At 42.8% G+C, this 22235-nt stretch carries 24 protein-coding genes; all 24 read right to left on the minus strand.

Annotated elements, in window-relative coordinates; all coding sequences use genetic code 11:
- Positions 1–100: 100 nt before the first annotated feature.
- On the minus strand, positions 101–1165 hold the full coding sequence (gene spoIVB / locus NQ508_RS07550; RefSeq protein WP_006426468.1) for a SpoIVB peptidase: 1065 nt from the start codon (positions 1163–1165) through the stop codon (positions 101–103).
- 93 nt (positions 1166–1258) lie between these two features.
- Complete coding sequence (gene recN / locus NQ508_RS07555) at positions 1259–2932, minus strand: DNA repair protein RecN (RefSeq protein WP_006426467.1); 1674 nt, start codon at positions 2930–2932, stop codon at positions 1259–1261.
- Between the two features lie 8 nt (positions 2933–2940).
- A complete protein-coding gene (gene argR, locus NQ508_RS07560) occupies positions 2941–3390 on the minus strand; it encodes an arginine repressor (protein WP_006426466.1) in 450 nt (149 codons plus the stop codon).
- Between the two features lie 4 nt (positions 3391–3394).
- Positions 3395–4234: an NAD(+)/NADH kinase gene (locus NQ508_RS07565; protein ID WP_006426465.1), complete on the minus strand. Its 840-nt coding sequence runs from the start codon at positions 4232–4234 to the stop codon at positions 3395–3397.
- Positions 4235–4240: 6 nt separating this feature from the next.
- Positions 4241–5050 (minus strand): TlyA family RNA methyltransferase, encoded by an 810-nt coding sequence (locus NQ508_RS07570; RefSeq protein WP_006426464.1) that lies wholly within the window; start codon positions 5048–5050, stop codon positions 4241–4243.
- Between the two features lie 15 nt (positions 5051–5065).
- Positions 5066–6928 carry a 1-deoxy-D-xylulose-5-phosphate synthase gene (gene dxs / locus NQ508_RS07575; protein WP_006426463.1) on the minus strand — a complete coding sequence of 621 codons (1863 nt, stop codon included), beginning with the start codon at positions 6926–6928 and terminating at the stop codon, positions 5066–5068.
- Between the two features lie 15 nt (positions 6929–6943).
- Complete coding sequence (locus tag NQ508_RS07580; RefSeq protein ID WP_006426462.1) at positions 6944–7846, minus strand: polyprenyl synthetase family protein; 903 nt, start codon at positions 7844–7846, stop codon at positions 6944–6946.
- Complete coding sequence (xseB, locus tag NQ508_RS07585) at positions 7836–8063, minus strand: exodeoxyribonuclease VII small subunit (protein ID WP_006426461.1); 228 nt, start codon at positions 8061–8063, stop codon at positions 7836–7838. The genes NQ508_RS07580 and xseB overlap by 11 nt, the downstream gene beginning before the upstream one ends.
- Positions 8064–8102: 39 nt before the next feature.
- Positions 8103–9317 carry an exodeoxyribonuclease VII large subunit gene (xseA, locus tag NQ508_RS07590; RefSeq protein ID WP_006426460.1) on the minus strand — a complete coding sequence of 405 codons (1215 nt, stop codon included), beginning with the start codon at positions 9315–9317 and terminating at the stop codon, positions 8103–8105.
- A gap of 13 nt (positions 9318–9330) precedes the next feature.
- A complete protein-coding gene (gene nusB / locus NQ508_RS07595; protein ID WP_022415520.1) occupies positions 9331–9729 on the minus strand; it encodes a transcription antitermination factor NusB in 399 nt (132 codons plus the stop codon).
- The gene (locus NQ508_RS07600; protein WP_006427558.1) at positions 9730–10113 is read right to left on the minus strand and encodes an Asp23/Gls24 family envelope stress response protein; all 384 of its coding nucleotides are present in this window, start codon (positions 10111–10113) and stop codon (positions 9730–9732) included.
- A 107-nt stretch (positions 10114–10220) separates the two neighbouring features.
- A complete protein-coding gene (locus NQ508_RS07605) occupies positions 10221–11825 on the minus strand; it encodes a peptide chain release factor 3 (protein WP_006427559.1) in 1605 nt (534 codons plus the stop codon).
- A 126-nt stretch (positions 11826–11951) separates the two neighbouring features.
- Entirely contained in the window at positions 11952–12614 is a 663-nt protein-coding gene (locus NQ508_RS07610; protein WP_044920015.1) for a SpoIIIAH-like family protein, read from the minus strand.
- Between the two features lie 31 nt (positions 12615–12645).
- Complete coding sequence (locus NQ508_RS07615; RefSeq protein ID WP_237998607.1) at positions 12646–13290, minus strand: stage III sporulation protein AG; 645 nt, start codon at positions 13288–13290, stop codon at positions 12646–12648.
- Positions 13265–13729 (minus strand): stage III sporulation protein AF, encoded by a 465-nt coding sequence (locus NQ508_RS07620; protein WP_006427562.1) that lies wholly within the window; start codon positions 13727–13729, stop codon positions 13265–13267. Before NQ508_RS07620 ends, NQ508_RS07615 begins: the two co-directional genes overlap by 26 nt.
- Positions 13722–15002 carry a stage III sporulation protein AE gene (locus NQ508_RS07625; protein ID WP_006427563.1) on the minus strand — a complete coding sequence of 427 codons (1281 nt, stop codon included), beginning with the start codon at positions 15000–15002 and terminating at the stop codon, positions 13722–13724. The genes NQ508_RS07620 and NQ508_RS07625 overlap by 8 nt, the downstream gene beginning before the upstream one ends.
- Positions 14999–15385: a SpoIIIAC/SpoIIIAD family protein gene (locus tag NQ508_RS07630; protein ID WP_044920017.1), complete on the minus strand. Its 387-nt coding sequence runs from the start codon at positions 15383–15385 to the stop codon at positions 14999–15001. The genes NQ508_RS07625 and NQ508_RS07630 overlap by 4 nt, the downstream gene beginning before the upstream one ends.
- A gap of 59 nt (positions 15386–15444) precedes the next feature.
- Positions 15445–15639 carry a stage III sporulation protein AC gene (gene spoIIIAC / locus NQ508_RS07635; protein ID WP_006427565.1) on the minus strand — a complete coding sequence of 65 codons (195 nt, stop codon included), beginning with the start codon at positions 15637–15639 and terminating at the stop codon, positions 15445–15447.
- 17 nt (positions 15640–15656) lie between these two features.
- A complete protein-coding gene (locus NQ508_RS07640) occupies positions 15657–16175 on the minus strand; it encodes a stage III sporulation protein AB (RefSeq protein ID WP_006427566.1) in 519 nt (172 codons plus the stop codon).
- The gene (gene spoIIIAA / locus NQ508_RS07645; RefSeq protein ID WP_044920019.1) at positions 16172–17119 is read right to left on the minus strand and encodes a stage III sporulation protein AA; all 948 of its coding nucleotides are present in this window, start codon (positions 17117–17119) and stop codon (positions 16172–16174) included. The genes NQ508_RS07640 and spoIIIAA overlap by 4 nt, the downstream gene beginning before the upstream one ends.
- Positions 17120–17570: 451 nt before the next feature.
- Positions 17571–19658, minus strand: a complete 2088-nt coding sequence (locus NQ508_RS07650; protein WP_006427569.1) for a polyribonucleotide nucleotidyltransferase — start codon at positions 19656–19658, stop codon at positions 17571–17573.
- A 339-nt stretch (positions 19659–19997) separates the two neighbouring features.
- Positions 19998–20264, minus strand: coding sequence for a 30S ribosomal protein S15 (gene rpsO, locus NQ508_RS07655; protein ID WP_006427570.1), 267 nt, complete (start codon positions 20262–20264; stop codon positions 19998–20000).
- Positions 20265–20393: 129 nt separating this feature from the next.
- Positions 20394–21317, minus strand: coding sequence for a bifunctional riboflavin kinase/FAD synthetase (locus NQ508_RS07660; RefSeq protein ID WP_006427571.1), 924 nt, complete (start codon positions 21315–21317; stop codon positions 20394–20396).
- Between the two features lie 17 nt (positions 21318–21334).
- The gene (gene truB, locus NQ508_RS07665) at positions 21335–22234 is read right to left on the minus strand and encodes a tRNA pseudouridine(55) synthase TruB (RefSeq protein WP_006427572.1); all 900 of its coding nucleotides are present in this window, start codon (positions 22232–22234) and stop codon (positions 21335–21337) included.
- Between the last annotated feature and the right edge of the window lies 1 nt (position 22235).

The raw sequence follows: 22235 nt of genomic DNA on the forward strand, positions 1-22235 counted from the left end.
GTCCCTTAATAATTATGTCGAGTTTTATTATATATTTTCCTCAATTTTCGAACAAGAAAATACTGTCGTAAAAACATGACCCGCATCGACAAAATTCTGATTATTCTACATATTTCAGCATATTTTCGATAAAAATCCCATAACCCCTCGTTGGATCACTGACAAATACATGGGTAACCGCACCCGCTATCTTTCCATTCTGGATAATTGGTGTTCCCGACATTCCCTGAATGATTCCGCCTGTAATTTCCAGCAATTTTGGATCTGTCACTTCTATTTCGAGTCCTTTATTTTCCTCTCTGGTATGTTTGTCAATTTTTGTAATACGAATTTTATACTCTTTTACTTTTCCTTCCACACAGCATCGGATTTTTGCATCTCCTTTTTTTATTTCATCCGTCTGCATTATCTCCATCGGATCCGTGTCCTGAAACAGGTTTTCTGTGCGGTCAAGCGTTCCAAAAATCCCACAATCCGTATTTTTATCAATTTTTCCAAGCACATTATATCTGTTATAAACAATGATTCCTTCAATGCCTCCTGGATTACCGTCAATTCCTTTCTGGATACTTCGTATACTGGTTTCGTATACTCTTCCATTTCGAATCTCCATAAGTGCATTCGTATCTGTGTCATGAATTCCATGTCCAAGTGCTCCAAATCTGCTGTCAGAATTAAGAAATGTTACTGTTCCAAGTCCCTGTGCATTGTCCCTTACCCATATCCCGAGCATGCAATTATTTTTTTTGCTCCTGACCGGTTTTACCTTCACTTCCAGATATTCCGAATCTCTGCGCAGCTTTAAAATCACATCTGTTCCATCTGTAGTTTTTAATATCGTCTGTAGTTCTTTTTTATCCCTGATCTTCGTTCCATTGCATTCTACGATATAATCACCGGCCTTTACCAGATGTCTTGCCGGTTCCAGTCGTTCACCGTCTGTTCCTGTAACCTTCTCTGTTCCAAGAACCATGACTCCTTCTGTTTCCAGATAGATTCCGATCGGCATACCTCCCGGGATCACCGTATTGTCAGACACCGTCCCCGCGCTTACTTCCTCTTTTTCGTTACGTTCCATTTTTTCCTTCACTGAATATCCCGTGTAAAAAAAGACAGAAAAAACAAGTGTTATGATCAGACATTTTCGATACCAATATTTTCTCATGTTCCACACCTCAAAAAAAGATAGACATCCCTGCAAGAATGTCTATCTTAGTATGTGGTATTTTATAAAAAATACTCTGGATCTGTATACTTTTTATTTTATCTGACCTGCCAGATTTTTCATCTCTTTTGCGCTTTGGATCACGGTATCTGTAATTTTTGCACCGCCGAGGATCCTTGCCAGCTCTTCTACCGACTTTTCTTCTGTCAGCGGATAAATGTGTGTACGCGTCACTGCATCCTCTGTCTTTTTTTCAATCAGGAAATGCTGATCTGCCATCGCTGCAATCTGTGCAAGATGTGTAATACAGATCACCTGATGTTCTTTTCCGATCAATGCCATCTTTTCCGACACTTTCTGTGCCGTACGTCCGCTGATACCAACATCAATTTCATCAAAGATCAGTGTCTCAATCTCATCTTTATCTGCCATTACAGCTTTGATCGCCAGCATGATTCTGGAAAGCTCACCACCGGAAGCAACTTCTGTCAATGGTTTCACCTGCTGTCCCTGATTGAGCGAAATACGGAATTCCGCATCATCAATGCCATCTTTGGAATATTCTTTCTTTTCCGCAAAATGTATCTCAAACTGCACCTGTTCAAAATTCAGGTCTTCCAAGCCTTTCTGGATCTTCTTTTCCAGCATGTTTGCCTTCTTCTTTCGAAGAGTCGAAAGTTTCTGCGCCCTTTTAAGATAATCCTGTTCCAACTGCTCACAGGATGCTTTCAATTCCTGCATATACGCATCATAGTTTTCCAGAATTTCAATTCTTTCTTCCTGCTTCTTACAGTACTCCATGATCTTTTCATACGAGTTACCATATTTCGTCTTCAGATGATTGATCTCATTTAACCGTTTTTCTGTTTCATAAAACTCTTCATCCGAAAATTCACAGTTTTTCTGATACTCCGCCAGTTCGTGATTGAAATCATTTAACAGATTATCTACATCCGCAAGCTGCGAATATAACTGCGCAAGCTGCTCATCAGCATCTGAAACTTCCGACAGGGTTCTAAGTGCCCTTCCGAGCTTTTCGCTTGCGCTTTCCCCATCTCCGCCTGTATACTGATAGCTTTCGGTCACGCTCTGGACAATCCGCTTTCCATTGCACATACGACGGTAAAGTGACTCCAGCTCTTCGTCCTCATGCTCTTTTAATTCTGCCTGCACGATCTCATCGACTTCGAACTGTAAAAATGCCAGTTCTTTCGCCCTTTCGGATTCATCTGCTCCTGCCTCTGACAGTTCTTTTTGTTTTTCTTTGTACTGCCGCCATATCTCTACGACTTTTTCTTTCTGTCTCTTCGTCTCTTCACCTGCAAAAGCATCAACGATCGCCAGATGATTCTTTTTATAAAGCAGTGACTGATGTTCATGCTGTCCGTGAATATCGATCAAAATCGATGATACTGCTTTAAGTGTCGCCATCTGTACTGTCTCGCCATTGATCTTGCTGACACTTCTTCCTTCCATCAGTCTTCTCTGCAGTGTAATAAACCCATCTTCCGGGTAAATATCCAGTTCTTTTAATTTACGGATCTGCCGTTCATTTTCCACTGAAAATGTCAGCTCCACCAATCCGTATCTCGCTCCCTGGCGAAGAATGTCTTTCGTGTATCTTCCGCCAAGAGCAAGATTGACCGAGCCTAGAATGATTGACTTCCCGGCACCGGTCTCTCCTGTTAATATGTTCAGCCCTCTGCCAAACTCTACTTCGATCTCATCGATCAAAGCCAGGTTTTTCACATGCAAATATTGTAACATGCATCCTCCTATAAGATAATCTTGCTGATCTTGTCCATTACTTTTACCGTGTCATCCACGCTTCGTATTGCACACATAATCGTGTCATCTCCCGCAATACTTCCGACAATTTCATTCCATTTCATTGCATCCAGTGCCGCACATACAGCACTTGCCATTCCGGCCACTGTCTTGATCACCAGAATATTCTGTGCCATATCCATAGACAGATACCCTTCTCTTAAAACACGGATATATTTCTCACTCATTCCATTCTCATTATGCTGGTGCAGTGCATATCTCTGTTTTCCATTTTCTGAAGGTATCTTTGTAAGTTTCAGGTCACGGATATCTCTGGATACCGTTGCCTGAGTAACTTTGAATCCCTCCTGGTTCAGATATTCCGCCAGTTCTTCCTGCGTTTCAATATGATATTTATTAATCAATTCAATAATCTTCGCATGTCTGTTAACTTTCATATCATCAATTTCCCTTCATCTTTCTCCGTAATATTTCCAAAAAACTGATTTTATTAATCTTCATGATTTTTGTCGACTCTTTTGCCTTGCAAATGGTCAGACGATCTCCTGTCTCAAGCGGCACGCTGGTCGCACCGTCAAATGTAACCAGTACTTTTTCTATATTGCCTCTGCGTCCTTCTCCGATCTCAATCACGATCTCATCGTCGGAAGACAGAACAATGCTTCTTGTGTTCAACGCATGTGAACAGATTGGTGTGATCACAGTAAGAGACGCCGTAGGTTCTACGATCGGACCTCCCGCCGACATATTATATGCCGTAGAACCGGTTGGTGTGGAAATGATGATTCCATCCGCTTCATAGGAATTCAACAGTTCCCCGTTTACGAACAATTTAAAATATATAATACGCAGATCATCACCTTTACGTGACACAACAATATCATTAAGTGCAACATCTTTCTTTCCGTTCGGAAACATGCCTTCCAGCATCATACGCTCTTCATACAGATAATCACCTTTCAGCATCTGTGTGATATCTTCTGCCAGATTGCTTACCTCTACCTCTGTAAGATACCCAAGCGTTCCCATGTTGATACCCAGAATCGGAACGTCTCTTTTCCAGAGCGTTCTTGCCACTTCAATCAAACTCCCGTCACCGCCAATCACGATTGCACAATCGATCATGTCCGGAATCCGTTCCCTGATAATATTTTTCTCTGCATCTTTTTCACACAATATACAGCTTCTTCCCGCTATCTCCAGTAATTCCTTTACTTTTTCCGTCACCGCATGATTCGTATCTTTTCCATCATTTGTAACGATCCAAAACTTTTTTAACATCTGTCTCTAACCTTTCGCAAGTGTCGCAAATGACTGATCTACCGTCTTTTCGACATCAATCTCAGGCGAAATTCTGTCAGTCGCTTCGCATTTCTGTAAATGGACCAGATATTCGATATTACCTTCCGGTCCTTTGATCGGAGAGAATTCCAGATTCAGCACTTCAAATCCGATAGACATTGCATAATCAATCACTTTATGGATGACTTCTATATGCGTACTTTTTTCGCGTACAACGCCTTTTTTCCCAACCTTTTCTCTTCCCGCTTCAAACTGTGGCTTGATCAGTGCAACTATCTGTCCGTCTTCCGTAAGATAATTACGAATCGGAAGTAACACTTTTGTAAGCGAAATAAATGATACATCAATAGATGAAAACTGTACCGGTTCTCCAATGTCTTCCGGTGTGACATAACGAATGTTCGTTTTTTCCATACATACAACTCGTGGATCCTGTCTGAGTTTCCAGTCAAGCTGTCCGCGGCCCACATCAATCGCAAATACTTTCACAGCACCATTCTGCAACATACAGTCCGTAAAGCCTCCTGTAGAAGAGCCTACATCTGTACATACCTTTCCTTCTACACTGACATCAAAATTCTTGATCGCTTTTTCCAGTTTCAGACCGCCGCGGCTGACATATGGAAGAGTATGACCTCTCACTTCGATCGTCGCTTCTTCCGGAAATGTAGTTCCTGCCTTATCTTCTTTCTGTCCGTCTACATATACGATCCCGGACATAATGATTGCCTTTGCCTTTTCTCTGGAAGCCGCCAGATTTCTTTTTACAAGTAATACATCTAATCGTTCTTTCATAATCTCTCCTGTTATCTACATTGTCTCATACATCTTACAGATCTGTGCCGTCATGGATTCTACCTCCAGACCAGTCTCTTTGCGCAGGACATCTACATTACCATGTTCTACATAATCATCCGGGAGTGCCAGAATCTGCACTCTCACATCTGCACCGATCCTCATCAGATATTCACTTACATGTTCTCCAAATCCTCCGGATTTTACGTTTTCTTCAATCGTAACAATCAACCGATGCTTCTTTGTAAGCCGGTCCAGCATCTTGGCATCTAACGGTTTTATAAATCTCGCATTAATAAGCGAGCAGTCATAGCCTTTCTCTTTTAAATCTTCTCTTACCTTCAGTGCCTCTTCAAACATATGCCCTACGAAAATAATTGCAATATCACTTTCTTCATACAATATCTCACTTTTTCCGTATTCAATCGGACTTCTGAATTCCGGACAGACATCACATGCACTCCCCCTCGGATAGCGGATCGCGATCGGTCCCTCATATGAGATACCAAATCTCACCATATCCGCCAGTTCCCATTTGTGTTTTGGTGACATGATTACCATGTTCGGGATACTGCTCAGATAAGACAGATCAAAAATTCCCTGATGCGTCTCTCCGTCATTGCCTACTAATCCCGCTCTGTCCACGGCAAACATCACAGGAAGATTCTGAAGTGCCACATCATGAATCATCTGATCATAAGCTCTTTGAAGGAAAGAAGAATATACCGCAAATACCGGTTTCATCCCGCCTGCCGCAAGTCCTGCCGCAAATGTCACCGCATGTTCTTCCGCAATCCCCACATCAAAAAAGCGGTTCGGATATTTCTTTCGGAATCTCGCAAGACCCGTTCCATCTGCCATTGCTGCAGTGATCGCCGCAAGTTTATCATTTCTTGCCGCTTCATCACACATTACTTTTCCAAATACATCTGTATATGAATCTTTTTTCTTCGGTTTTTCCGGTTCACCGGTCTCTACCTGGAACGGTCCGATCCCATGGAATTTATCCGGCTGTTCTTCTGCCGGTTCATATCCTTTTCCTTTTTTGGTAAGGACATGCAATAACACAGGTCCCTCAATCTTCCTTGCTTCTTTTAATGCACGTACCAACATTGGTATGCTGTGTCCCTGAATCGGTCCCAGATATGTAATTCCCATATCTTCAAAAAACATTCCTGGTACGATCAGCTGCTTCAGACTGCTTTTCGTCTTACGGATATGTTCAATCATAGGATCTCCCACAACCGGTACATTATGAAGCATATTCGTTACACCTTTTTTCAAATCTGTATAAAAATCTGCAGTACGAAGCTTCGCCAGATAATCCGACATTCCACCTACGTTTTCGGAAATCGACATATGATTATCATTCAAAACAATAATAAAATTCTTCTTAAGCCTTGAAGCATTGTTCAAAGCTTCATAAGCCATACCTCCGGTCAGAGAACCATCCCCGATCACAGAGATCACACTGTAATCTTCTTTTTGCAGATCTCTTGCACATACATATCCAAGCCCCGCAGAAATAGAAGTCGAGCTGTGTCCCGTGTCAAATGCATCGCATGCACTTTCCTTTCTCTTCGGGAATCCGCTCATTCCACCATATTTTCTCAGGTCATCAAATCCATCTTTTCTACCGGTCAGGATCTTATGCGTATAAGACTGATGTCCGACATCCCATATAATCTTATCTTTCGGAAGATCAAAAACCAGATGTATTGCCATCGTAAGCTCTACCACGCCAAGATTTGATGCAAGATGACCACCGGTCCTGCTGATCTTTTCGATCAGAAACTGTCGGATTTCCTGTGCCAGTTCCGGCAGTTCCTCCGGTGCCAGTTTTTTTATATCATTTGCTTTTTGAATTCTTTCTAACATAACCAGGTATCCCCTCTATCTGTCTCTGTGGATCAACTGTATCAGCAGTTGTTCCAGATATTCATTCTCCCCTGAAAGCTGGTGAAGCAGATCTATTGCCTGATTGGATAATTCTTCTACTCTTTTTTGTGCCTGCTCAATTCCCAGAAGTGTTACATATGTTGTCTTCTGATTTTTTTCATCACTGTGGATTGGTTTTCCCAGTACTTCTTCCGTACTGGTCACGTCCAGGATATCATCCTGAATCTGGAATGCAATGCCCACATAATGTGCTATCTTTTCGACCTTTCGTACATCCTCTTCTTCTGCCCCTCCGAGAATTGCACCAATCATCATAGCACATTCGATCAGCGCTCCTGTCTTCAACTCATAAATCGTATCCAGAACATCTTTCGGCACAGCATGTCCTGTTTCTTTTACATCGATCACCTGTCCGCCGATCATTCCATAGACACCTGCTTTTCTGCCAAGGACACTAAGGGCACGTCCGATTTTAAGGCTCTCCTGCGGTGCTGTCTCAAACGCACGAAATGCTGTCTCAAACGCATAATTTAAAAGTGCATCCCCTGCCAGTATCCCCATATCTTCTCCATAGACAATATGTGTAGTCTTTCTGCCTCTGCGATATTCATCGTTGTCCATCGCAGGAAGATCATCATGAACCAGAGAATACGTATGAATCATTTCAAGCGCCGCCATAAATGGACAAAGCGCTTCTGTTTCATCGCCAAATAATCTGCTGGTCTCTCTCATTAACATTGGCCGCAGTCTTTTTCCCCCTGCCATCAGACTGTATTCCATAGCTTCCATGATCACCTTCTGATACCCTTCCGGTTTTGGAAGATATTCTTTCAGGATTTCTTCAATTTCGGCTACTTTCCTTTTCATCTGTACTGTAAATTCTTCTTTAGAATTCATGTTCCTCACCCTCTTCATCCAGTAACAGCATCTTCTTTTCTACCTTATCGATTTTACTGTTACATGCTTTCAGCATATCCATACCCTGATGATACAACCGGAAAGATTCCTCCAGCGAAATCTCCCCGTCTTCCATCTCTTTTATCGTCTGTTCCAGATCTGAGAAAATCTCCTCAAGGCTCTGGTCTTCCAAAGATTGTTCCTTTTTTTCTGCCATTGCATTTCTCCCGGTATCTGTCTGTTATCTTAATAATCCTTATATTTTATATGTCTTTTTCTGCACAGCTTTAACAGATGTACGGATGAGTCCATCCGTTACATATACTGTCAGCTCATCACCCTTTTCCACCTGACGGATACTCTTTACAACACCACCGTCTGCTTCTTCCACATAGGCAAAGCCCTGGTTCAGCTTTCTGACCGGAGACAATCCATTCAGCTTTTCAATCTGAATCGCCAGGCGATGTCTTGCTTCTTTTACCCGGTCTCTCATCAGCGTTCGAAGTTCCTCTTCCAGTTCTATCAGTCTTTGCTGTTGATCCTGCAGTTTGTGACGTGGATGCAGATAAGAAAGCCTCACATCCAATTCTTTCAGTCGTAACCGGTTTATACGAATCGTTCCTGTCATGCTCCGATTCATTCTCAATCTGCATTCATCCAGATATCCCTGTAACTGTCTGTAATCCCAGACTGCAAGTTCTGCCGCCGCCGAAGGTGTCGGTGCACGCAGATCTGCCACATAATCTGCAATTGTCACATCTGTCTCATGGCCCACTGCCGATATCACAGGAACCTGACAGTCAAAAATTGCCCTTGCCACGCACTCATCGTTAAATGCCCACAGATCTTCGATCGAGCCTCCTCCTCTTCCGACAATGATCACGTCTACATTTTTTGTCTCCAGCATACGGATTCCACGCACGATTGATTCTTTCGCTCCCTCTCCCTGTACCTGTGCCGGATACAGAAGTAACTGTACATACGGATTACGTCTTGCAGATATATTCATGATATCCCGGACTGCCGCTCCTGTCGGTGCAGTCACTACGCCGATCCGCTTCGCATATCTCGGAATTGCTTTCTTATATTCCGGTGCAAACATTCCCATCTCTTCCAGTTCCTGCTTCAGCATCTGGTATTTCTCATAAAGTGTGCCTTCTCCGTCCAGACGGATCTCCTGCGCATAGAGCTGATAAGAGCCTGTTCTTTCGTAGACATTCACCGAACCAAGTACAATGATCTGCTGTCCTTCTCTCATATGAAAAGAGAGCCCGCCTCGCTGCCCCGCAAACATGACACAGGCAATCGTTCCGGACTCATCCTTTAATGAGAAATATATATGTCCCGATGTGTGATACTTACAGTTAGAGACTTCTCCTTTTACATAGATACGGTTCAGCATAAAGTCCTGGGTGAACATATTCTTTATATAAGAATTCACCTGTTTTACTGTATATACATTTCGAGCCATTCTCTACCTCTGATTAATCTGCAAGTTTTGCCAGTACTCCATTTACAAATGATGCACCGTCTTCACTGCTGTATTTCTTTGCAAGATTGACAGCTTCGTTGATCGCAACACCTGTCGGAACGTCCTCGTCCCACTTCATCTCGTAGACTGCAAGTCTTAAGATTGTAAGATCTACCTTATTCATACGGCCAGTCTTCCATCCTGTTGTATGTTCATTGATCAATGTGTCGATCTCATCAATCTTCTCTATAATCTTCTGTGCTTTCTGACTGATATACTGCATATCTTTTTCCGTGGCACCTTCAATCTGCTCCAAATACAGTTCTGTCTGCGTTCCCTGTTCTGACTCTTCATTAAAATCAGCACCAAATATTAACTTAAAGATATGTTCTCTCTGCTCTGTTCTCTTCACTTATGCTTCCTCCGGTATCTCGACTCCGGCAACACGAATATTCACATCTGCCACCTCAAGTCCTGTCATGTTCTCAATTGCAGTTTTTACTTTTTCCTGCACTTTAGAAGTAATCTCTTTTATGCTGTATCCATAATTAAGATTTAATGCCAGGGATACAGTTACAATGCCATCCAGTACATCTACCTTTACACCTTTGGATAAAGACTTCATTCCAAGTTTGCTGATCAGTTCTCTTGTTGCATTACCTGCCATAGAAGCAACACCTTCTACTTCCATTGCTGCAAGACCTGCAATAATAGCTACAACTTCATCTGCAATCTTTACTTCTCCAAGATTTTCATCTGTTTTTATTGTATACGTATTCTTTTCTTCTTTACTCATCTTTTCAGAAACCTCCCGTCTGGTTTTTCACTGTCTTTTATTATAACAAACTTACATACATTTGAAAACCCCCAGTCAGCCTGGGAGTTTTATTTCTGTTTATATTTTTATGATCTGCCAAATTCCGTAAGTTTTAATCCATCATTTCTGTCTATCGTCATACGGATACTCCATTCATTCACGAACAGCAGTAATGGACGGCCTTTCAGATCTTTAACTTTCTTCATATCTGAAGTTCCTGTCAGCTTATCCAGATCAATCTCTTCATTTTCAATCCAGCGGATGTACTCGTACGGAAGATTTTCCAGACGGATCTCTACATTATATTCGTTCTCCAGACGGTATTTCAACACATCAAACTGAAGTACGCCGACAACACCGACGATGATTTCTTCCATACCAGTATTGTATTCCTGAAAAATCTGGATCGCACCTTCCTGTGCGATCTGGTTGATTCCTTTGATAAACTGCTTTCTCTTCATCGTATCAACCTGACGTACACGTGCAAAATGCTCCGGTGCAAATGTCGGGATTCCTTCGTATGTGAATTTGTCCTGTGCTGTCGTCAATGTATCTCCGATTGAGAAGATCCCCGGATCAAATACACCGATAATATCTCCGCCATAAGCTTTACTGATCATCTTACGCTCACTTGCCATCATCTGCTGCGGCTGGGAAAGACGTACTTTTTTGCCACCCTGCATATGATATACATCCATACCGGCTTCGAATTCTCCGGAGCAGATACGCATGAATGCAATTCTGTCTCGGTGAGCCTTGTTCATATTGGCCTGAATCTTGAATACAAAAGCTGAAAAATCTCCCTCTTCCATCGGATCGATCGGACCTCTGTCAGATATTCTCGGAAGCGGTGAGGTCGTCATCTGAAGAAAATGCTGAAGGAATGTCTCTACACCAAAGTTCGTAAGAGCGGAACCGAAGAAGACCGGTGAAAGTTCTCCTTTGCTTACCAATTCCTGATCAAATTCTGCTCCGGCACCGTCCTGAAGTTCAATCTCCTCTTCCAGCTGTAATTTCTGGTCATCTGTAATAAGCCAGGAAATCTCCGGATCATTGATATCGACCTTCTTTACCTCTCCCTGAGTTGTTCCTTTTTTCGTATCGGAAAAGATCTCAACTTTTTTAGATGCTCTGTCATATACTCCCTTGAATTCTTTACCGGAACCGATTGGCCAGTTGATCGGACATGTGGCGATTCCAAGTTCATTTTCAATATCATCAAGAAGTTCAAATGTATCCATTGCTTCACGGTCCATCTTGTTAATGAATGTGAAGATCGGGATATGGCGCATCGTACATACTTTGAACAGCTTTCTTGTCTGCGCCTCGACACCCTTGGATGCGTCAATGACCATCACTGCGGAATCTGCTGCCATCAATGTACGGTACGTATCTTCCGAGAAGTCCTGATGTCCCGGTGTATCCAGAATATTGATACAGTATCCGTCATAATTAAACTGCAGTACTGAAGAAGTAACCGAAATACCTCTTTCTTTTTCAATTTCCATCCAGTCAGAAACCGCATGCTTTGCAGTTGCCTTTCCTTTTACGCTTCCCGCCTGATTGATGGCACCTCCGTAGAGAAGGAACTTCTCTGTCAGTGTCGTCTTACCTGCATCGGGATGTGAGATAATTGCAAATGTTCTTCTTTTCTTTATCTGATTCTTTACTTCATTCGTAATCTGTGACATATATTATACACTCCTAATTTATAGTATATCCGTTTATAGGCACTATTAGTCAGTATAACATATGTCTATAAAATGCTCAAATACATTTTTCCTGTATTTTCAAGGTTTTCCTGTGTTTTTAGATAATTACTTCGAATCTGCATTCACTGGATTGATCACAATATTCTGCGCTGCCACGCCCGTCTTTCTTGTCACAATGTCCTCGATCTGCGCCCGGTTCGCATCACTTAATTCCGAAGCACCTACGATCACATCTGCCTGATCATCCGTAATACTTACCACAGAATCGTTAAATCCTTTTGCCGCGAGCAGTGATTCTGCTGCCGCTTCTTTTTCTGCGATTTCTGTCATCTGTACCATCTGGTTCACTGCATTTTCTTTCTCTGCATCACTAAGATTCTTATTGTCGATAATGCTCTGTAATGTCTCTTTATTCTTGGAGCGTACCTGTTCCCTGCTCACCTTCGCCTGTGCTGCCACAGAACTTACCGTTCCGTTGGCGAGGACTGCTTCCCCAGGCGTCCCGTCTACACTGCCGTCATCTGTACTGCTGGCATTACCGTCTGTGCTGCCAGTATCTCCATCCTGACTTTTAATATCCCCAGATGATACAGATGTATCTTCATCAGAAATATCTAATAATTCCTTATTTGCAAGTTCCGAATTTGTTTCCTGTGTTTTCGTCTTACCTGGGAATAATTTGCCAGAGTAATTCATATACCCTGCTGCCGCGATCATTACTGCCAGCGTTGCAATCACAATCTGATTCTTTTTTGCGATCTTTTTCACTATCTTGCCCTCCTGCTCTTTCATACTGCTCTTAATTTGTCTGCTTTTTCATTATTCTAATCTTATGCGGTTCAATATCAAATAATGCCTGGACCGCACTGCTGATATTTTCTTTTACTACTGCATTTTCCCCACCGTCTGCGATCACTACCACACCTTCGATCTTGGGACTTAGTTCCTTACTCACATACGGGGATCCACTTCCTTGACTGTTGCTTTCACTGTCCGTCCTATACACCGTATTTTCTTTTTTGGATGTCTTTGACGACTGTCTGGTCCCTCCCTGGCTGTCTTCTTCCGTCACTGTTTCCTGATCCGATTCCGTATCCTTATCCAGTACCTTTTCCGCCGAAGATTTCAGCGTGATCATCACCTTTACTTCTCCGGCTCCTTCAATCTGCGATAAGGTTCGGTTCAGGCGGTCTTCCAGATAAGCTGTATACGTTTCCTCATCCGTTCCGGCAGATGTCCCGTTTACTGATTTTCCTGTATTATCGTTCGATGCGGACGACATATTTTCCTTTTTCTTTCCTGCGGGGACTGCAATCACCATCAGAAGAATTCCTGTAAGGAGCAGGATCAGAAGCTGATCTTTTCTTAGATTTTTTAATGAGAATTTTTTCCAGTTTCCAAGTTTATTTGAAAATAAATCACTCAGATTCTTTGCCGATTTCAATCTGCTCCACCTCGATTCTCCTGTTCTGGCTTACATTTTCATCTGAACTCCTGTCTGTGTTCGAATCTTGTATCTGATCCTCTGTATTCTGGCTGCCCGTACCCGAATTTTCTATGTTTTGATTCTCTACGTTCTGTCCATCTATATCGAGAATATCTTCCTGAACTTTCTGACTTTTTTCTTCCAGTTCACTGGTCCGAATCTTATATGCACTATTATGATAAATCTCTTCAAATGCGGCTCTCTTATCAAACAATTCCAGTACCGGTACAACCAGCATTGCCGCCAGAATCAGTCCCAGGACAAAGCGGACATATTTTTGGAATCCATGATCCGGTATCATCTGCAGGATCACGCTTCCAAGCACGGCAAAAAATGATAATTTCAAGATCCAGTTATAGATCATCTCCATCTGTTCCGCTCCTTCCCGGTCATGCATTTGTTACCGCCGCCACGATTGCGATCGTCAGCAGAAATAACACTCCCACGGTAAATACAATCTGCAGCAGTATCTGACATCCTTCTCCCACTGCTTCTACACATCCTGTGACACGTTCATCCGACACCGGCTGGATCACGGCAGCCGCAAGCTTATAAAGCAGAGCCGTTCCCGCAGTCTGAACCAGCGGTATCACACACAGGGCAATGCAGATTACTGCTCCTGTCATTCCAATTCCATTCTTTACCAGCACTGCCGTTCCAAGCGCTACTTCCGTCATTCCGCCCAGAAGATTTCCTACTCCCGGAATTGCCTCTGCCCCTTTCAGCACAGTACTTCTCTTCACCGTATCGATCGCGGGACTGATCATTCCCTGAATCAGATTCGCACCGATGACACACGCAAGTGCCGTCTTCAGTGTCCAGCGGATGATCAGTTCCAGGAATTCCGATAATTTTCCCAGCATATCTTCCGGTCCCAGAAAGTTCAGAACACGGATAATCATATATACCCGCACCATCGGCAACAGTACATTTCCGATTATGATCTCAACCGCATAGATCAGGAACAGAACAAGATTATAAAATGCCACTCCGGTCACACTTCCCTTCGCCACCGCAACTGCCAGAAAGTAAACCGGATAAAACACTCCCATAAAAGCAGTGATATTACGTATCCCGGATTCCACCCACTGAATAACCACATCGAATGCCGCAACCGTCAGTGCCGCCAATAATATATAAATCATATAGAAACCGACACTTGCCACCTGTCGGTTCTGAAGGGTACCCGCGAACTGATTCATGAATGCTGCGATCATTGCGATCAGCAAAATATGTACCAGATTTTTCTTCCCTGTCTGAAGCAGATAAAGCATCTGTTCTCCGGCAAATTCGGTAAGAAGTTTGACGGAAGATTTCAGATCTCCGGTTAAAATTTCTGATATTACTTCTTGAAATGCAATCCGTTTTTCAGGAAACAGTGAGCGTAAGGAATCATCGATTTCTCCATATTCAAATTCCGAAAGGATGGTTTCTTTTATTTTCTGTTGTTCCTGTTCTGCATCTTCCGCAGTATTTTCACTGTCTTCAGATAATTCATCTGCATAACAATATATAAGTCCTACATTTCTCGTCGATAAAAACAACAGAAAAAAAGCCAAAATACAGCAAATAAAAACACCTGCCAGTTTTTCACATTTCTTTTCACATTGCAGATTACAGCTCTCATTATCTTCCACATTCAATTTCTTATATTTCATATCGTATCTCATACCAGAAATCCCCGTATCGTCTGCAAAAGCGCACTTAAAACCGGAAGACTCAAGACCAGAATCGTAATCTTTGCGAACACTTCAATCTGTAATGCGATCGTCTGATACCCCGCATCTTTACAGATTGCCGACGAAAATTCAGCTGCATATGTAACTCCCAGAATTTTCCACAATGTTTTAAAATAATCACTGTTAAGCCCTACTACATTACTGACCTCATTCAGTACATCTTTGAGCAGACTGATCTTTCCAAGCAGAGATGCAAAGATCAGCATGCCAAGAGCGATACTGATATAGATGCCATATTCCGATTTCCCGCTTTTGAACTGAAGTGCCAGCAGAACTCCTGCCACCCCCAGTATCCCAATCTGCAGCATGCTCATGCGTTCCACCTCCCATGCCTGTACAGAATACATTTTTTACAACATATAGCCCCTTTCCTTTATAATGAAAATAAATTCTGGATGGATTCAAACAGATCATAAATATACGGCACGATCCAGAACAGTACCAGCAAAAGTCCTGCAAGACTGGTTAGAAAAGCCTGTTCTTCCCTCCCACTGTGCTTCAACACCTGACACAGTATTGATACCAGAATCCCGACCGCTGCAATTTTAAATATCAGATTTATCGTCATACATACTCTCCCTTTTCTTACAGGAGGATGATTGCCAGAAATACACCTCCGGTCACTCCGATACATTGATACAGACGGATTTTCTCCTTCTGTTCCGTTCTCATGTCCTCCATTTTCTGCTCCATTTGTTCCAGATACAGATCCAGTGTCCTTACCTGCATCTCGATATCGATTGTTCCCAATTCACCTCCCAGACGGATCAGGCTCTCCAACATATCCTGTGGGATTCCGATTACCGGCAGATGTGTTCTCGTCTCTTCTTCCCATATTCCCGCCAGACTTGTACCCTGTCTGTTTTCCAGCCGCTCATACAAAGATAACAGCCACATCTTATACGGCTCCTGAGCTTCACTCCCTACACTCAGGAATGCTTCTGGAAGCACCCGTCTGGAATAACGGATCTCACTTCTGATCCGGAAAATTAATTTTCTCAGGTAACGCATCTGCCTGTAACATTCTTCAATTTTCGCCGCCTGCAGCATCCCCCAGCCGCTGCCCGCAAGAATCACCATGACTGCTCCGATTGCCTTTATCATTTCGCCATTTCCATTGCTTCTTTGTAAAGAAGACTGCCCCTGTTATCAAAGATCCCTTCAATCTGTCCTACGTGTACATTATTTCCAAGTAAAATGTACCGTTCAAATCTTCCCTCTCCGATCATCCGGTTGAACAACGGTTTCTTTCTTAATTCTTCCATAGACTCAGCATGTACTGTTGCCAGCATCTTACACCCACAGTGCATCGCATATTCAATGGCATGTACATCTTCCGGTGTCCCGATCTCGTCCACTGCGATCACCTGCGGTCCCATTGAACGAATCAGCATGATCATTCCCTCCGCTTTCGGGCAGCCGTCCAGAATATCCGTCCGGATTCCCAGATGATTCTGTGCCACGCCCATATAGCAGCCGCCGATCTCCGAACGTTCATCCACCACTCCTACCGCAAGCCCCGGAATCCAGGAATTTCCTTCCGATATCTGACGGATCAAATCTCTTAGCATCGTGGTCTTTCCACATCCCGGCGGTGATACGATTAATGTATGACACAACACCCGGTTGCATACAATATAAGGAAAGACCGCATCGGCGCATCCGATCATCTCATGCGCCACACGGATATTCACCGAAGAAATGTATTTCAGGTTCTTTACCTTTCCATTTTCCATAATAGCCTGTCCCGATAATCCCACTCTGTGTCCTCCTTCAATTGTAATAAATCCCTGCCGCATCTCCTGTTCACATGCGTAAAGAGAATAATTACTGATGTATTCCAGCATTTCGCGGATATTATCTTTTGTCACCAGGTATGGCCGTCTGGCTTTCGCTCCGGGGATAACTTCCGTGTCATGATACAGAAAGATCAGTGGTTTTCCTTCCCGAAGACGAATCTCCTGCAAGTATTCAAATTCCAGCTTTTCCTTTTGTATAATACTTCTGACATCCCATGGCAGGACTTTTAAGATTGTATCTTCTTTCATGTTCATCACCTCTTTACACCCATGTATATGTGGATGGATAGAGATTATGACTGGTATTTTTCTGGGGACGCAAAAAGGTGATATGAAATTTTGTGTTTTGTTTCATATCACCTTTACTCCTATATCCATTTTATACTTCTTATAATCACAAGATTATCCATTATTTTCAAAATTACTCTTTGTTTGCAGCATTTCTTCTACTTGCTCTTTATCTAGTCCTATAAGTTCACTAATCTGGGCCGAATTCATTCCTCTATCATATAATCTCCTCACCAGACAAATTCTCTCTTCTGCTCTTTCTTCACGTAAACCACTCTCTCATCCTTCACGTCTGACTCAATTTGCCTTATTTTCCAATCTCTTTCCCATGCTTTAGTAACAAAAACGCCCCAGGCTTCCACTACCGGAACCCTGGGGCATTCACATTACATCTTATATTAAATTTATAATCTTATTCCGCTACATCCTTCATAGAAAATGAGATTCTTCCCATCTTGTCCTTGCCAAGGCATACAACCTTAACAACATCGCCAAGTGTCAGAACGTCTTCTACGCGGTTTACTCTTTCTTTGGAAAGCTTAGAAATGTGTACCATTCCTTCTTTTCCAGGTGCAAATTCAAGGAATGCGCCGAAGTCTTTGATGCTGACAACTTTTCCTTCCAGAACCTGTCCTGCTTCGAAATCTGTTACGATAATGTGGATCAGCTTCTGCGCTTCTTCCATGCTCTTAGCATCTGTTCCGCAGATAGATACGGCACCGTCGTCTGTGATGTCGATCTTCACGCCTGTCTGCTCGATGATCGCGTTGATTGTCTTTCCACGCTGTCCGACTACATCGCCGATCTTCTGTGGATCGATCTGCATCTGAACGATCTTTGGAGCGAATTCTCCAACCTGTGCTCTTGGAGCATCGATTGCTTTATTCATAACTTCATCAATAATGTAAAGTCTTGCTTTTCTTGTCTTAGCGATAGCTTCTTCAATAATTGGTCTTGTCAGTCCATGGATCTTGATATCCATCTGGATCGCTGTGATACCTTTGTGTGTACCGGCTACCTTGAAGTCCATATCTCCGAAGAAGTCTTCCAGTCCCTGAATATCTGTAAGTACAAGATAATCATCATCTGTATCACCTGTAACCAGTCCACATGAGATTCCGGCTACTGCAGCCTTGATCGGTACACCTGCTGACATCAGTGACATAGAAGATGCACATACACTTGCCTGAGAAGTAGAACCATTTGATTCAAATGTCTCAGATACAGTACGGATCGCATATGGGAATTCTGCTTCGCTTGGAAGTACCGGAAGCAGTGCACGCTCTGCCAGTGCTCCATGTCCGATCTCACGACGTCCCGGTCCTCTGGATGGCTTTGTCTCACCTACAGAGTATGATGGGAAGTTGTAGTGGTGCATATATCTCTTTGTTGTCTCTGCTTCATCCAGACCATCCAGTTTCTGAGCTTCAGAAAGTGGTGCCAATGTACAGATGTTGCAGATCTGTGTCTGTCCACGAGTGAACATTGCAGAACCATGTACTCTAGGAATCAAATCAACTTCTGCTGCAAGTGGTCTGATCTGGTCAATCTCTCTTCCGTCCGGACGTTTGTGGTCTTTTAAGATCATCTTACGTACTGTCTTCTTCTGGTACTGGTATACAGCCTCAGGAAGAACTGCAAGCCACTCTTCATTTTCAGCAAATGCTTCTTCTAACTTTTCTGTTACGACACGGATATTTTCTTCTCTTGTCTGTTTATCATCAGAGAATACTGCTACTTCCATCTCTTCCGGAGTAACGATCTCTTTGATTGCTGCAAAGAGTTCTTCCGGAACTGCACAGCTTTCATATTCGTGTTTTTGTTTTCCACACTCTGCTACAATTGTATCGATGAATGCGATTACTTTCTGGTTTAATTCATGTGCTGCAAAGATTGCATCGATCATCTGCTGCTCTGGAACTTCGTTTGCTCCGGCTTCGATCATAATGACTTTCTCTCTTGTAGAAGCAACCGTTAAAGCCATATCAGATACTGCTCTCTGAGCTGCTGTAGGGTTGAATACGAATTCTCCGTCTACCAGACCTACCTGTGTAGTAGAGATCGGTCCGTCAAACGGGATATCGGAAATCGTTGTTGCGATTGCTGCACCAAGCATAGCTGTAAGCTCCGGAGCACAGTCCTGATCTACAGATAATACAAGGTTCTCCAGTGTTACATCGTTACGGTAATCCTTTGGGAACAGTGGCCTCATCGGACGGTCGATTACACGGCATGTAAGGATAGCATTTTCAGATGCTTTTCCTTCTCTCTTATTGAATCCTCCAGGAATCTTTCCTACTGCATACATTCTTTCGTTGTATTCCACGCTCAGTGGGAAGAAATCGATTCCGTCTCTTGGCTTCTCTGAAGCAGTTGCTGTACAAAGTACAGTTGTGTCACCGTAATGCATTAATACAGCACCATTTGCCTGTTTTGCAACTCTGCCTACGTCAACTTTTAAAGGTCTTCCGGCGAGTTCCATTTCAAATGTTTTATACATAAATGTTTTCTCCTTTATTTTTCTTTTGTGGTTCAAGATTACCCCGAAACTACTGAAAAACACATTTTTCACTATGCAAATGCCATATAAAGCAGCATTTCTGCATCAAATATACTTTTCAGTGGTCTCGGTGAAGCTTTCCCAATCCACAATCTTAGTTATTATAACATACCCTTACATAAAAAGCTACACCAAAAACACTTACTACTGCAGAAACTGCCACTTCGAAAAGCATCCCCAAAAAATTGCCAGCAAAAAACCTTACAGATGATAACTTTTTACCGATATCAGGCAACGAAAAAGGGACATTCTTCCGAATGTCCCCATAAAAAGCATGAATTATTTTCTTAATCCAAGTTTCTCGATCAGTGCACGATATCTTTCGATGTCTGTCTTCTTCAGGTATGCAAGAAGTCCTCTTCTCTGTCCTACCATCTTAAGAAGTCCTCTTCTTGAGTGGTGATCCTTTGGATTAGCTTTGAAGTGATCTGTAAGATCATTAATTCTTGCTGTCAGGATAGCGATCTGTACTTCCGGTGATCCTGTATCTCCTGCTGTTCTACCATACTGTGCTACGATCTGTTCTTTCTGCTCTTTAGAAATCATGTTTGTTTCCTCCTATATACTCTTAATTAAAACGCCTGATATTAAGTAACGGTTGGAGTTTCCAGTTACCGAACACCGGCTTCAACGTTGCTTAGTATATCATATGAAATTCCTCGTGTAAAGAGAAATTTATACAATTCCGAAATATTCCATTCCTTTTGCAATATCCTTATCGATCTGTCTTTTCAGTGCATCGATCCCGTCAAATTTCTGCTCCGGTCTCCGGAATTTTTTAAGATTAATCCGTACTTTTTCCCCGTATGCATTTCCGGAATATCCGAAAAGAAATGCCTCGATCAACAGCTTCTTTTCTTCTGTCACGGTCGGTTTGATACCGACATTGGCAATTCCCGGATAAGTCTTTCCTTCGATATCTATCTTACAGAAATAGACTCCGTGCGCCGGCACGATCTTTCCTTCCGGCCATGCTACATTCAGCGTCGGGAATCCAAGCGTACGGCCAAGCTGTCTGCCATGTTCAACCGTCCCTTCTACTTCAAACGGATAACCAAGCAGAGTTTCTGCCAGCCCTACATCGCCCTCTTTTACTACTTCTTTTACATAAGTACTGCTGATAATCCGGTCGTGATAACGTTCTTTTTCTATAACGATCAGTTCATAATCATACTGGTCTGCATATTCCGCCAACATATGCACATCCCCGCGTTTCTCACATCCGAATGTAAAATCTGTCCCTACCACGATATATTTCGCACGAAACAGATCATGGATGATCTCCTGTATAAAATCTTCCGCACTCTTCTGACGAAAAGATTCGGTAAACGGGCATTCGATCAGGTAATCGACCTCATCTTTTACCCTTTCCTGCCGTTCCTCTCCGACCATCAGAAGTTCCGGGGCAATCCCTTTTTCCTTCCATAACGGTCTCATGTCAAACGAACATACGATACTGTTTATATTCTCCTGTTTTCCTAATTCACGGACCTTTGTCACAAGCATCTGATGGCCTCTGTGTAATCCATCGAACTTTCCAAAAGTCACTGCTGCCCTTCCGTTTCCGTTATATTCCGCAAGCTCTCTGATATACTGCATAGTCTTTTCTTCCTCGTTTACTCGTTAAAAAACATCTTGACGATGTGGTATTTTTTTTCTTTCCACTGGTAAATGGCGATGAATTTACCCGACTCATCATACAGACGCACCTGAGTTTCTTCGTCTTGTCCGCATGCCTCTTTTAACATTTTAAGATCCAGAGGATTCCCATTCTTAGCAAATGCCTTCCAATCATCTTTCACCGTGATCTTCGGATAAGACGGGAACATCGCATCGATCGGTACCAGAAGCTCTGCAAGCTTTCCTTCCTGCTTCAAGGTTTCGATTTCATCCAGCGTTTTCGCATCTTCAATCCGGAACGTTGACACCCTTGTACGGATCAGTGATTCCATGCAGCCTCCGCATCCGAGCTTCTCACCTATATCATGACAAAGCGTACGGATGTAGGTCCCTTTCGAACACGATACTTCCATACGGACTTTCGGAAGATCAATCTCAAGAATCTGAATATCCAGGATCTTAACCAGACGCGCTTTTCTCTCTATGACCTTTCCTTCTCTGGCAAGCTCATATAATTTCTTTCCATTTACCTTAAGAGCCGAATACATTGGGGGAATCTGTTCATAATCTCCGATAAATCCTTCAATAGCTTCTCTGACTTTTTCTTCGGTCAGTGCCTCTGTTGACTTTTCTTCCAGAACTTCACCTGTAATATCCTGTGTATCCGTTGTCTTGCCAAGAAGCAACACTGCTTCATATGTCTTGTTCTTGTCAGTCAAAAGATCACAAAGCTTGGTTGCTTTTCCAAGACACACCGGAAGGACACCTGTCGCATCCGGATCAAGTGTCCCTGTATGTCCGATCTTCTTTTGTCCGACGATCCCGCGAAGTTTCGCCACCACATCATGGGATGTAAATCCCTTTTCTTTATACACATTGATAATTCCGTGTATCATA

It is taken from the genome of Dorea longicatena (assembly GCF_025150085.1).
GTDB classification, from domain to species: Bacteria; Bacillota; Clostridia; order Lachnospirales; family Lachnospiraceae; genus Dorea_A; species Dorea_A longicatena.